Annotated in this window: 19 protein-coding genes; 3 read left to right on the top strand and 16 right to left on the bottom strand. The window is 22.3% G+C overall.

All coding sequences use genetic code 4. From position 1 onward, the window contains the following. Positions 1-10 precede the first annotated feature (10 nt). The 5 genes from ACQH26_RS08890 to ACQH26_RS08870 all read right to left on the bottom strand — a co-directional run bounded on the left by ACQH26_RS08890 (position 11) and on the right by ACQH26_RS08870 (position 3,450). A complete protein-coding gene (locus ACQH26_RS08890) occupies positions 11-1,093 on the bottom strand; it encodes a hypothetical protein (RefSeq protein WP_425382286.1) in 1,083 nt (360 codons plus the stop codon). A gap of 140 nt (positions 1,094-1,233) precedes the next feature. Further along, positions 1,234-2,046 carry a hypothetical protein gene (locus ACQH26_RS08885; RefSeq protein WP_425382285.1) on the bottom strand — a complete coding sequence of 271 codons (813 nt, stop codon included), beginning with the start codon at positions 2,044-2,046 and terminating at the stop codon, positions 1,234-1,236. Between the two features lie 240 nt (positions 2,047-2,286). Next, on the bottom strand, positions 2,287-2,775 hold the full coding sequence (locus ACQH26_RS08880) for an IS630 family transposase (protein ID WP_425381862.1): 489 nt from the start codon (positions 2,773-2,775) through the stop codon (positions 2,287-2,289). Between the two features lie 40 nt (positions 2,776-2,815). Beyond that, complete coding sequence (locus tag ACQH26_RS08875) at positions 2,816-3,175, bottom strand: helix-turn-helix domain-containing protein (RefSeq protein ID WP_425381863.1); 360 nt, start codon at positions 3,173-3,175, stop codon at positions 2,816-2,818. 113 nt (positions 3,176-3,288) lie between these two features. Then, positions 3,289-3,450 carry a hypothetical protein gene (locus ACQH26_RS08870; RefSeq protein ID WP_425382284.1) on the bottom strand — a complete coding sequence of 54 codons (162 nt, stop codon included), beginning with the start codon at positions 3,448-3,450 and terminating at the stop codon, positions 3,289-3,291. A gap of 87 nt (positions 3,451-3,537) precedes the next feature. Between ACQH26_RS08870 and ACQH26_RS08865 the strand changes: the two genes are divergently transcribed. Further along, positions 3,538-4,327 (top strand): IS5 family transposase gene (locus ACQH26_RS08865; RefSeq protein WP_425382275.1). Its coding sequence is split into 2 segments (ribosomal slippage): positions 3,538-3,798 and positions 3,800-4,327, totalling 789 coding nucleotides; the frame shifts between segments, so codons are not numbered across the junction. Here ACQH26_RS08865 and ACQH26_RS08860 read toward each other — a convergent pair. The 6 genes from ACQH26_RS08860 to ACQH26_RS08835 all read right to left on the bottom strand — a co-directional run bounded on the left by ACQH26_RS08860 (position 4,324) and on the right by ACQH26_RS08835 (position 8,498). Next, complete coding sequence (locus tag ACQH26_RS08860) at positions 4,324-4,461, bottom strand: hypothetical protein (protein WP_425382283.1); 138 nt, start codon at positions 4,459-4,461, stop codon at positions 4,324-4,326. The two genes, ACQH26_RS08865 and ACQH26_RS08860, sit on opposite strands and share 4 nt — an antisense overlap. A gap of 5 nt (positions 4,462-4,466) precedes the next feature. Further along, the gene (locus ACQH26_RS08855) at positions 4,467-5,948 is read right to left on the bottom strand and encodes a hypothetical protein (protein WP_425382282.1); all 1,482 of its coding nucleotides are present in this window, start codon (positions 5,946-5,948) and stop codon (positions 4,467-4,469) included. Between the two features lie 257 nt (positions 5,949-6,205). After that, complete coding sequence (locus tag ACQH26_RS08850; protein ID WP_425382281.1) at positions 6,206-7,120, bottom strand: hypothetical protein; 915 nt, start codon at positions 7,118-7,120, stop codon at positions 6,206-6,208. 43 nt (positions 7,121-7,163) lie between these two features. After that, a complete protein-coding gene (locus ACQH26_RS08845; RefSeq protein WP_174480758.1) occupies positions 7,164-7,514 on the bottom strand; it encodes a hypothetical protein in 351 nt (116 codons plus the stop codon). A gap of 95 nt (positions 7,515-7,609) precedes the next feature. Further along, the gene (locus tag ACQH26_RS08840) at positions 7,610-8,098 is read right to left on the bottom strand and encodes an IS630 family transposase (protein WP_425381862.1); all 489 of its coding nucleotides are present in this window, start codon (positions 8,096-8,098) and stop codon (positions 7,610-7,612) included. Between the two features lie 40 nt (positions 8,099-8,138). Then, on the bottom strand, positions 8,139-8,498 hold the full coding sequence (locus ACQH26_RS08835) for a helix-turn-helix domain-containing protein (protein ID WP_425381863.1): 360 nt from the start codon (positions 8,496-8,498) through the stop codon (positions 8,139-8,141). 367 nt (positions 8,499-8,865) lie between these two features. Between ACQH26_RS08835 and ACQH26_RS08830 the strand changes: the two genes are divergently transcribed. Both ACQH26_RS08830 and ACQH26_RS08825 read left to right on the top strand, forming a co-directional pair. Then, positions 8,866-9,231 (top strand): transposase, encoded by a 366-nt coding sequence (locus tag ACQH26_RS08830; protein WP_425382104.1) that lies wholly within the window; start codon positions 8,866-8,868, stop codon positions 9,229-9,231. Between the two features lie 21 nt (positions 9,232-9,252). Next, the gene (locus ACQH26_RS08825) at positions 9,253-9,513 is read left to right on the top strand and encodes a transposase (RefSeq protein ID WP_425383109.1); all 261 of its coding nucleotides are present in this window, start codon (positions 9,253-9,255) and stop codon (positions 9,511-9,513) included. On the opposite strand, the gene ACQH26_RS08820 is transcribed toward ACQH26_RS08825, so the two are convergent. The 5 genes from ACQH26_RS08820 to ACQH26_RS08800 form a co-directional block, all read right to left on the bottom strand. Next, positions 9,510-10,022 (bottom strand): hypothetical protein, encoded by a 513-nt coding sequence (locus ACQH26_RS08820; protein ID WP_425382280.1) that lies wholly within the window; start codon positions 10,020-10,022, stop codon positions 9,510-9,512. The genes ACQH26_RS08825 and ACQH26_RS08820 overlap by 4 nt on opposite strands. Positions 10,023-10,101: 79 nt before the next feature. Further along, a complete protein-coding gene (locus ACQH26_RS08815) occupies positions 10,102-10,488 on the bottom strand; it encodes a transposase (protein ID WP_425383110.1) in 387 nt (128 codons plus the stop codon). Positions 10,489-10,531: 43 nt separating this feature from the next. Then, positions 10,532-11,611: a transposase family protein gene (locus ACQH26_RS08810; protein ID WP_425382279.1), complete on the bottom strand. Its 1,080-nt coding sequence runs from the start codon at positions 11,609-11,611 to the stop codon at positions 10,532-10,534. A gap of 95 nt (positions 11,612-11,706) precedes the next feature. After that, a complete protein-coding gene (locus tag ACQH26_RS08805; protein WP_425381872.1) occupies positions 11,707-12,201 on the bottom strand; it encodes a transposase family protein in 495 nt (164 codons plus the stop codon). 4 nt (positions 12,202-12,205) lie between these two features. Then, on the bottom strand, positions 12,206-12,553 hold the full coding sequence (locus ACQH26_RS08800; RefSeq protein ID WP_425381897.1) for a transposase family protein: 348 nt from the start codon (positions 12,551-12,553) through the stop codon (positions 12,206-12,208). Between the last annotated feature and the right edge of the window lie 463 nt (positions 12,554-13,016).

Genomic DNA, 13,016 nt, shown 5'->3' with positions numbered 1-13,016 from the left:
TTAAACATAGTTATTTTTGTAAGTTACACAGATTACTAAACATTACCTTATAATTACCAGAGATATTATTTATATTTCATTCACTATCTCAAAAGAATTTAGCTTCTCCAATTGCTGTACCATTACTTTTTGTTGCTTTATCTTTATCAAAAGATAACATACCTTTAAAATCTTTTGTTACAAATAAATTATCTTGAAAATTTAATGAAGTTTTCAATCATTCTGTAAAATTTTTAAAATTAGTAAATCCAGTTGGTTTTGCATCCATAATATTATAAAATGTAGTTTCTGGATGACTACTTGTTGTTATTTTATCATTTATTCCAGCAAGTAAACCACCATTATTTTTAATATCAGTTGTAGATTTTTCATTATTTCCAGCAATAAATAATCTTCTTGAAGCAAATACTTTACTTTCAAATATTTCATCATTATTTTGTTGAATAGGTTCTTGACCTTGAATTATTGGTCTTCCATAATAATAACAACTTGATAATAATTCTAATCCATATGATTGTCTATGACTATAACGTACACCAATATCACGCATTAAAGTACGATTTAAAGTTACTTTTCCTTGTTTAATAGTAGGGAAAGCATAACCACTACCTGGTGAAGCATATTGTACAAAATCAAGTGTATTTTGACCACTAGAAACTACTCTATCATTTAAACTACTAAAAGTTAAAACTTGCATACTAAATGCACCATTATAAGGACTATAATAATTTGTTACATTTGAAATATATAATAATTGTCTATCTTGATTTTTACCACTATTACCACCAATATTTTCATTTTCATCATTAAATACAACAAAAAATTGTAAATAATCATCAATTGTAATATGTTCTTCAAACATTACTAAAGTATATTGTCTTTTAGTTTGTACTGTTTTAAATATTTGATTATTTGGTAAATTACTAAAATCAACACCACTTGTATCATCAATTAAATAAGCATTTCAATAATCACCAATTTTATATTGTTTTGTATAAAATTCATCTTGACCTGTAAATTTATGAGTATCTGGATTAATAATCCCTTTATTTTTTTTGATATATTTTTGTACTATTTTTTCAAATACATACAACTGGAGTATTACCAGTTAAAATTAATTCATATTGACCAAAATCACTTATTTTACTATTAATAGGTTTATAACCAGTTTCAGTTAAAGGAATTGCTCCATTATTTATAACAAATGGAAATATTTTTCAATGTGATTGTCTTTTAATTAATATTTGTTGCATCTTTAATCTCATGTGAGCGTGTTTCATTAATTGAATTTGTTGATGTCTGCTCATTATCATTACCTCCTAAATCTTTATTTAATTTTTGATTTTCATTAATAATATTTTCTAATTTATTTTCAGCCATAAGTTGGTCAATATTATCATATTCACCAATTGCTTCAATTATTGTCATTGTGCCATTATTTAATCTTGAATTAATAATTTGGTCTTGTATTATTTGGTCAGTCATAGCAATTGGAATAAATTTAAAACTATAAGGTCTTTCACCATTTCCATTTCATAATTTTTCACTAATAAGTAATAAATCAAAGATACGATAAAAATAAGCACTATAAAATGCTATTTTTATTTCTGTTGTTTCCATATCATATTTATTATTAAACATACTTTGTGTTTTATTAGTATAAACATCATTACCATGTTCATCATAATCATAACCAGCACCATTAAATATTACTTTAGCAGTACCATTATAATCTAATCAATATTCATTAAATTTAGGGTCACCTTGAATAATTTGCATACCACCATTACCATTTTTATCATATCCAGCACTACCAACATTAACAAACATATCTTTTTTAGGATTTTCTGCAATATTACCATTTTCTTGCATTTCTTTAACTGTTTCATTATCTAATGCAGCAAATAAAGTAGTAACATTTAATTCTCTTTCTAATCTTTTTTGTCTAATTACACGATTTAAATCTCAAATTAAATCTCATACTGGTGTACAATCTGGATAAGCATTTAAAGTTGTAGCATTACCATATAAATTAATAATTGGCAAATTCGTTATTTCAAAAATAGGTATATAATTAAATGGATTTTTAATTTCATAAGTTTTTAAAGGAGTAATATTTGGTTTTAATTTAGTACGTGTAGAACCTAAAATAATATCTTTATTATTATCTTTATATGTTTCATATTTAACTTTTCCATTTTGTATTGTTACTCATGTTAAAGTTGCACTATCTGCTTGTTCATTAATAAAATAAAATTCTGCTGATTGTTCTTGTTCATTATATAGCTAACTAAAGTAATGTTTACTCATATCTTGAAAAACAAAATCAATAGCTTTTTTAATATTTGGTCAATAATTTGGTAATATTTTTCTTATATTATGTTTTATAGCAAATCAAAAATGTTCAATTGGATTTAAATTAGGAGAATATGGCGGAAGAAATAATAGTTTGCATCCAGCATTTTCAATTAATTGTTGTGTTAATTTAGATTTATGAAACGTTGCATTATCTAAAACTATAATTTGTCCACGCTTTAATACTGGAATTAGTTTATTTTTAACATATGATTCAAAAATTTTACTATTGCAATGTCCTTCAAATGCTCATAAGGCTTTTAATTTACCTTTATTTAGTGAACCAATTATACTCATTCTCTTTATTTTATATGCGGGTTTATTATCAAATAATCTTTTACCTTTTTCAGATCAACCATATTTATAAAATTCATTATCATCAATTCCAGATTCATCAATATATACTAAATCTTCATTCATTATTTTAGCTATTTCTTTTAAAAAATCTTCTTGTTTATTTTTATCTCTTTGTTCATATAGAAAAGTTTTTTTTATATGTATAATTTAGTTTTTTAAAATAGTTATAAACTGTTTCTTTAGTCATATTTCCAAATTTATCAATTACTTTTTGAACTGTAACATCTTTATTTTCTGCTAAATAATTTTTTAATTCATCTAAATCCTTTATTTTGTGGCTATGTCCTTTTTGATAATTCAAAATTGGTTTTATATGCCCAGTTTCTTTTTTTCTTTTTCTTCATAAAAATAAAGTCTTTCTAGTGATATTGAACACTTTACAAATTTCTTTAATTTTCATATTTTTACTTTCATAAGCTTCTATTACTTTTCTTCGTAAGTCTTCACTGTATGGTTTTGGCATAATTTAATCTTCCTAATCTATTTTAATTATTGCTGAATTGTACTTTTAAATTCAAAAACTGTTTAAATTACATATTATTATTTTACATTATTTATGAGTAAATATTACTTTAGTTAGCTATATTTAGCAACTCTACCACAAAAACTATTAGGTAATATTTTAAGTGATTTACTATTATCTTCATTAACTATAATCATAATAAATACTTTACCCATTAAACTATTTTGTAAACCAAATTTATAAAATTTTTCTAATCATTTATCTTTTAAATTCATTTCATTTAAATAATCTAAGAACCTGTTTAGAATCTTTTCGAAAATAATGTAAAATGATTATATATTTTAAAATCAGAGGTATATATTATGCATAAAAATTATCCAAGTCATGTCACCAAAGAACAATTTGAGAACATAAAATCAATTTTAGAAAATAGCAAAAAGAAAACAAAACCAAGAAGTTTAGATTTATATGAAGTATTTTGTGCAATTTTATATGTATTAAAAAGTGGTTGTCAATGAAGAATGCTACCAAAAAATTTTCCAAAATGACAAACTGTATATTATTATTTTCAAATTTGAAGTAAAAATAACGGTAAAGAAGCTAGTGTATGGCAATTAATTTTAAAAAAAATTGGTTAAAAAAGTTCGTATCAACAATAATCGCAAAGAACAAACTAGTTTTTGTATAATTGATTCGCAAAGTGTTAAAAATACAGATACTACTGAAAATAAAGGTTATGATGCTGGTAAAAAGATTTCAGGAATAAAGCGTCATATTGTTGTTGATTCTCAAGGTTTACCACATGCAATTTACATAACCACAGCAGAAAAAACAGATCGTAATAGTGCTATAATAATGATTGAAAATGAAAAAGAAAATCTTTCTGCAGTTCAAAAAATAATAGTAGATGCTGGTTATACTGGTGAAAAATTTGCTTCTGAAATCAAAACAATCATAAATGCAAATGTTGAAATTATAAAACGCAATGAACTACATACTTTTGTAGTATTACCAAAAAGATGAATTGTAGAACGAAGCTTTGCTTGATTAGAAAAATACAGAAGATTATGAAAAAATTGTGAAAGAAAACTAAATACTAGTTTACAAATGGTTGTTCTTTCCTTTATTTCAGTTTTATTAAAAAGATTCTAAACAGGTTCTAATATTTCTTTTTTACTTGAATTAAATAAAAATCCTTTACCTAATCATAATTTAGTTGATTTTTGAGCAATAATCATAGGTATATCAATATATCAATTACTTTTATCACAACTTAAATATTCCATTGTATTTATCATAATTCATCACCATTAAATTTATTTTTATTAATTAATAATTTATTATTAATACCATTAATTAATCATTTCATTTCATGCATTAAAGCATACATATCACTATCTCAAGTATCATCATGTAAATCTAACATTTTAGGAGTATTATTATTAGTATCTATTTTTACTTTAGATAATCATTGCATTAAACTATATTGTCTTTTAGTTTCTGGACATCTTTCTCAATTAAAACTAATAATATTTTTAAGCATACAAATTGTTGTAAAATCAATTCTATCATTTAAATATAAAGTTGATTTATCTACTGCTATAAATTTTAATCATGTTATATTACGTTTTTTAACTCAACTTTTTAAAACATCAATAAATACTAATCCACCATTACCATAATCAACATAACAAATAAAACCAAATAACATTGCTATATAACGTTTACTTTCATTTAAATAATAATTAATAATATCATTTGCTAATGTATCAGTATCTTTATATTGCATTGTTACATTACTATGATAAAATTCACTTTCTTTATGTGCTCTTCTACTATATTCATTTTCACCAATAAATCATAATGAAGCAGCAGTTGGATGACCACTACTACTTGTTGCCATACCAATATCTAATCCACCAGTTAATCTTTGTACTTGAAAATCTAATTTAGTACCAACTTTATCAAGATATCTTGCAAATATAGCACCAGTTAGAACACTTGGTACACCATAATATCAACTTTGTGCTTTAATAGGGTCTAATATTTTTAATTCTTCTAAATCATTAATCATATCTAATGTCAAATTATGAGAATTTACTTTTCAATTTGAATAATGAAATAATTTAAAAATATTATTATCAAATATTGATTTAATTTGTTCATTATTAGTTTTCATAATTTCTAAATTAAAAGGTACTATTTTATTCATATATTCAATAAAATATTGATAAATATTATCTGGATTACAACTTTTAATTTTTATTCTTTTTTTAGCATTTCCTAATGCAAATGTTATTGCTTGAAATTCTTGTTGACTAAATTCATTTGCTTCTTCACATCATTCAATTGCTAAATCAAATCCTTTTATTTCACTACGAGAAAGCCCTTTTAAAGGTATTCTATCATTTGAATTACTATATACACCCATAACTCTAATAAATGATTTTGAACCTTTAAAACGAAAGTCTGCTTGTTTATTAGGATATTTTAAAGTAAAATCTTTATAATCATTTAATCCAATTGTTATTAAAGCATTATAAATTTCTTTAACTAAATCATTAATATCTTTATTTAATTTTCTAAAACAATATATAGCAATTAATTTATTAACTTTAATTGAAATTGCAATTAATATTGCTAATTCTTCTGCAATACTATATGTTTTACTTGAATAACGACTTCCACTTAAATTATATTCACTATGAGTAAAATCACTTTTATTTAATAATCAATAACTAATTTCATGTAAATAAGTAAATTCTTTATTCATAATATTATTCCTGTAATTCTTCTAATTTTAAAAGTTGTCCATATCTTACAGGGTCACTAACAATAGCAATTGTATCATTTTGCATTTGTAAAGAAATTATTATTCTATCATTATGGATGGGTTACACTTTATTGGCCATAATTATAGTTCCTTTCTTTCAACTAATTTGTTCACTTGTCTACGTAATTAGTGTCCAATAAAGTGTAACCCATCCAGATTTTTCTTTTTGATTTCAAGTAAATTCATAATTTTTAACCTTACCATTTTCTTTTTTCTTTAGGTTGAATAATATTAGGACTATTAATGTCTATTTCTCATAATGATTCACTACTACCACCAGTAGCACTAATTTTATTATTTTCATCAATTTTAATATTTTCACCAGCAATTAATTTATCTTGTTTTTTATCTAATAAATTATCAACATATACTTTATTTGTAGCATCAGTTAAAAATGTAGGTGTTCCAACATCAATTATTCTTTTATCATTAGCACTAATACCTTTATCATCTTTTGGTTTAATAAAATTAGGAATATCTTTATCAACTTCTCATAATAAATTATCAATATTTGTTTTAATATCAGTTGTATCAATATTAACTATTGGTCTTAATAAATTTTGTGGATGACTGATAGTAATTTTAGTTCTAGAATCTAATGATTTTATATTATTATAAGGTATATATGCAGTTAATGGACTATCTTCACCACAATTTGAAATAAATTTATTAAATCAATTATTTTTTTGTGGTTCTATATCTTTTAAATTAAAACCTTTAATATTTGGATATTCTTTAATTTTTCTTAAACAATTAAATACTTCTGGTGGTATAAAATAAGGGTCATCTGGATTAGTTTCACTATAAGTTAATCCACCTTGACTAATTAAACCTTGACCACGTAAATAATCTACATCTTTAGTTAATAAAAATCTAACATAATGAGTAGTTGCTGTTTGAATATTATCAGTAAAATCAGTTGGTGTTATTTCTGGTCATTTTTTTGAAATAGTAAAACCACTTAAGTAATCAATATTACTACTTGCTACAGATATTGCAAATCAAATTTCATTATCTGGAGTAGTTACTTTATCAAATAATAATTCATTAAAATATTTAGAATTTTTAAATTCTTCAACTGTTATAAACATTAATGGTTCTTTAATTGCCATAATAATTTACTCCTTAATGTAAAATAAAGGGTATTTAAACCCTTTAAATTCCAACTTTAGTTGCTTTTTTCTTATCTTTTTCTGATAATTCTTTTTTAGAAGCTCTTTGACTAATAATAGTATTTTTAAATACTTCATCTTTTTCATTATCATTATTAAAACTATCAAGTAATTTAGCAACTGATGTAGTTTCTAATTGTAATTGAGAATTTATTTGTTTAATATTTTCAATAATAAATTGAATTTCTTTATCTCTTTTTAATTCTTTTGATATTTTATTTTGTTTTGATTTTTTAATAATTTTTGATAAAAATAATAAAACAATAGTAACTATAATTCCACTAGCTAATGCTCCACTTAATACTGCTGTTATTAATTCTTTTGATAAATTCATTTTTTATTCCTCCAATTGTATTTTATTTGAATGCTGTTTACATAAATGACATTCTTTTTTATGTTTTCTAATATGTTTATATTGATATATTATAGCTAACTAAAGTAATGTTTACTCATATCTTGAAAAACAAAATCAATCGCTTTTTTAATATTTGGTCAATAATTTGGTAATATTTTTCTTATATTATGTTTTATAGCAAATCAAAAATGTTCAATTGGATTTAAATTAGGAGAATATGGCGGAAGAAATAATAGTTTGCATCCAGCATTTTCAATTAATTGTTGTGTTAATTTAGATTTATGAAACGTTGCATTATCTAAAACTATAATTTGTCCACGCTTTAATACTGGAATTAGTTTATTTTTAACATATGATTCAAAAATTTTACTATTGCAATGTCCTTCAAATGCTCATAAGGCTTTTAATTTACCTTTATTTAGTGAACCAATTATACTCATTCTCTTTATTTTATATGCGGGTTTATTATCAAATAATCTTTTACCTTTTTCAGATCAACCATATTTATAAAATTCATTATCATCAATTCCAGATTCATCAATATATACTAAATCTTCATTCATTATTTTAGCTATTTCTTTTAAAAAATCTTCTTGTTTATTTTTATCTCTTTGTTCATATAGAAAAGTTTTTTTTATATGTATAATTTAGTTTTTTAAAATAGTTATAAACTGTTTCTTTAGTCATATTTCCAAATTTATCAATTACTTTTTGAACTGTAACATCTTTATTTTCTGCTAAATAATTTTTTAATTCATCTAAATCCTTTATTTTGTGGCTATGTCCTTTTTGATAATTCAAAATTGGTTTTATATGCCCAGTTTCTTTTTTTCTTTTTCTTCATAAAAATAAAGTCTTTCTAGTGATATTGAACACTTTACAAATTTCTTTAATTTTCATATTTTTACTTTCATAAGCTTCTATTACTTTTCTTCGTAAGTCTTCACTGTATGGTTTTGGCATAATTTAATCTTCCTAATCTATTTTAATTATTGCTGAATTGTACTTTTAAATTCAAAAACTGTTTAAATTACATATTATTATTTTACATTATTTATGAGTAAATATTACTTTAGTTAGCTATATGACTAAAGAAACAGTTTATAACTATTTTAAAAAACTAAATTATACATATAAAAAAAACTTTTCTATATGAACAAAGAGATAAAAATAAACAAGAAGATTTTTTAAAAGAAATAGCTAAAATAATGAATGAAGATTTAGTATATATTGATGAATCTGGAATTGATGATAATGAATTTATAAATATGGTTGATCTGAAAAAGGTAAAAGATTATTTGATAATAAACCCGCATATAAAATAAAGAGAATGAGTATAATTGGTTCACTAAATAAAGGTAAATTAAAAGCCTTATGAGCATTTGAAGGACATTGCAATAGTAAAATTTTTGAATCATATGTTAAAAATAAACTAATTCCAGTATTAAAGCGTGGACAAATTATAGTTTTAGATAATGCAACGTTTCATAAATCTAAATTAACACAACAATTAATTGAAAATGCTGGATGCAAACTATTATTTCTTCCGCCATATTCTCCTAATTTAAATCCAATTGAACATTTTTGATTTGCTATAAAACATAATATAAGAAAAATATTACCAAATTATTGACCAAATATTAAAAAAGCGATTGATTTTGTTTTTCAAGATATGAGTAAACATTACTTTAGTTAGCTATATGTTAAAAATAAACTAATTCCAGTATTAAAGCGTGGACAAATTATAGTTTTAGATAATGCAACGTTTCATAAATCTAAATTAACACAACAATTAATTGAAAATGCTGGATGCAAACTATTATTTCTTCCGCCATATTCTCCTAATTTAAATCCAATTGAACATTTTTGATTTGCTATAAAACATAATATAAGAAAAATATTACCAAATTATTGACCAAATATTAAAAAAGCGATTGATTTTGTTTTTGAAGATATGAGTAAACATTACTTTAGTTAGCTATATCTATTAACTACAAAACCATGTGTATTTTTTAAACTATAATCTTTTTCTAAGTGCATTGCTTTTTCAGTATCATGAATAAATTCTTGTTCTAAATAAAAACTTTCTCAAAATTCCATACCAGCAATTAAACTTGTATATCTTCTACCATATGCTAATGTATCTGCTGAAATTTGACTATAATTTAAAACAGTAAATGCTTTTGATAAACCTAAATTACTATCAATTCCAGTTGCTCCCATTAAATCTTCTCTATTTGTTCCAACAGTAATATAATTTACTAATTTAATTAATTTATTATTTCTTGCTCAAATTTTATAATAAGCTTCTTTTGCTTGTTCTGCATTCATATTAATTAAATCTAAAGGTAATACTAATGATTTAGCAATTGCATAATCTTGAATACCATTTAAAAATATTAATTCTAAATTTTCACCTAAATTTCTCATAAAACTTGCTGTTCAATTTGAAACAATTTGTACTGCAATATCTTTTGGTGCTTTCATAAATCTTTCAATATCAAATTCTGGAATTTCAAAATCAATTGTTAAATATTTATTAATGGAATGGCAACACTTTTTAGGACTATTTTTTGGTAGACATTTGTTTTTGATAATTAACTGGAGTTAAGTAGTTTAAAGTGCTGTGGATTCTTATGTTGTTGTATCAATTGATGTAATCAAATAATTCTAATTTTAATTGGATTAATGATCTAAAATTTTTATCATTAATAAATTCAGTTTTGAAAGTTTTAAAAGTTGCTTCAGCAACAGCATTGTCATAAGGACAACCTTTTTTGCTTAAAGAGCGAGTAATATTGAATGCTAGTAAAAGTTTATCAATAATTTTATTATTAAATTCATTACCACAATCACTATGAAATATTTGAATATCTTTTAAACAGCGATTTGATTGCATAAATGCTTGATGTACTAATAAGGCATCTTTTCTAGTACCTACACTATGTCCAATAATTTTGCGGTTAAATAGGTCAATTAATAAGCAAATATAAGACTTACTGCATAACGTTTTTAAGTTTTAATGATAAATTATAAAATCCTGCAATTAAATTAAATCTTAAAAATATTCGTTTTCTAGCTTTTCTAAATTTATAACCAATAATTTTAAAACATTTTAAAAATGCAAAAACATGTTCAATTTTTCTGCGAGTTTTATTAATAATCTTATTAAAAATTTTAATTTTACTTGTTTTAGGATTATTTTTACTAGTTTTAATGGGTAAAAATGTATTACTATGAATTTTTTGTAAACCTTGATAACCTTTATCTGCAAGAATTACAGTTTCTGACAAAAATTCTAACTTTGAATTTTTAAAAGTTTTAAAATCATGATTTTTACCAGTATCAGGAAAAATATTTAAAATTTCATTAGTATTGATCGTTAAAGTTTTGTTATTGTCTAAACTAAGTTTTAAATAACTATCTTTATTATTATATTTTTTATTTCTTAAGTTTTCACCATGAAAGTTTTCACGAAGAATATTAGCCATTAAATATGAAATGATATCAGTATCTTTATTATTAAATAATTCTAAGGTTTGTAAAATATCATTATTAATAATATTAATTGTATATTTAATAATTTTAATTTTGTAACTATCTTTATTAGTATCTAATTCAATTCTTTGTAATGTTTTGGTAATTAAATCATCATTTATTTTTAGCAATTGATGATAGTCTGTTAATAAATTAATTCAAAAATTTTTAAATTTTTCAATTTTATAGTTGAAATTTGTTATTCATTTTTGCATAAATGTTTTATTATTTAGATTAATATTATTATAAATAGATTCAATTTCTTTAAATAAAGTACTTTCTTTTTCACTACTATTAAAATTTGTTTCAAGAAAATTACTACCAGTATTTTCAATTTGTGTAAAAGTATCTTCAGCAAAGTTAAAAAAATTCTTAATTATTTCTGACTTAATATCACTAGTAGCAATTTTCACCATAGCAAAAACTAATCTACTTAAGTAACTTTTACCAGTATCATTAACACCAGCAATAATAGTAATATCACCAATATTTAAAGAAGTATCATTAAAAGGACCAATATTTTTTATTTTTAATTTCATTTATATCACCTATATATCATTTTAAACTATATAAATATAATAACATTTAACATTATTGAAATGTAGAAAAATAATAATAGTAAAAAATAATAGACTTACTGCATAACGTTTTTAAGTTTTAATGATAAATTATAAAATCCTGCAATTAAATTAAATCTTAAAAATATTCGTTTTCTACCTTTTCTAAATTTATAACCAATAATTTTAAAACATTTTAAAAATGCAAAAACATGTTCAATTTTTCTGCGAGTTTTATTAATAATCTTATTAAAAATTTTAATTTTACTTGTTTTAGGATTATTTTTACTAGTTTTAATGGGTAAAAATGTATTACTATGAATTTTTTGTAAACCTTGATAACCTTTATCTGCAAGAATTACAGTTTCTGACAAAAATTCTAACTTTGAATTTTTAAAAGTTTTAAAATCATGATTTTTACCAGTATCAGGAAAAATATTTAAAATTTCATTAGTATGTGCATTAATTATGGTTTGAAACTTAACAGTATGCATTCATTTTTTGCCAGAAAATCAATCTTTTTGATTATATTTTGGTCGTTCTGTTTCTACTTCTGTTACATCAATTATCAAAATTTTATTTTTGAATTCTTCTTTTTAAAAAAATATTTTTATTTGTTAAATTATTAAACTTATTATTATTTATTAAAATGTCTTCAATTGAACGAATATTTCGTAAAGCAGTAGTATCAACCATATCATACTCAGCACCAATACTATGATATGTACGATTTTCATATAAATATCTTAAAGTCATTACTAGTCTATCTTCTATTGACATTTTATATGGCCTTCCACCAGTGGTATTTTTTAGATTTTGATGATCTAATAAAATATTTAAAATTTCATTAAAAACTAGTTTATTAATACCAACTATTTTACGAAAATATTGATCCGGTTTATCTTTTAATTCAAAATATGTCATAAAATTTATCCTTAACTATTCAAATTTTATTTTAATAATAACAAAAAAATGAAAAGTTAACTAGTTATGCAGTAAGTCTAATATATTATTATTAGTATTGAAATAATAATAAATATAAATTATTAAATTTTAATGAATATAGTAATTGTTAATTATTTCACAATTTTCGATTGCATCTCAAAAATTGTTATTTCTTTTATTTTTTATTTTTAAACAAATATTAGTAAAAATTAATAAAGTAATTACAAAAAATAAAGTTGGTACTAAAATTATACAGAAAATAACTCCAATTTGTAATTCTATTCAATTATAATAATTTCCAATATTTTGATTTATATAACATATGTATTTTGGTGAATATTCTAAAATATGATATATGCTAGTTGTAGCTAATATTTGAAATCCATTTCTTTCTATATTTTCAAACTTTAACGTTGTTTGATTACGAATATGAGAATGATAA

The organism is Spiroplasma endosymbiont of Melieria omissa (assembly GCF_964031175.1).
Taxonomy (GTDB): domain Bacteria; phylum Bacillota_I; class Bacilli_A; order Mycoplasmatales; family VBWQ01; genus Spiroplasma_E; species Spiroplasma_E ixodetis_A.
Note: the sequence above shows the minus strand (reverse complement) of the source record. Positions and strands in the feature narration are given on the sequence as shown.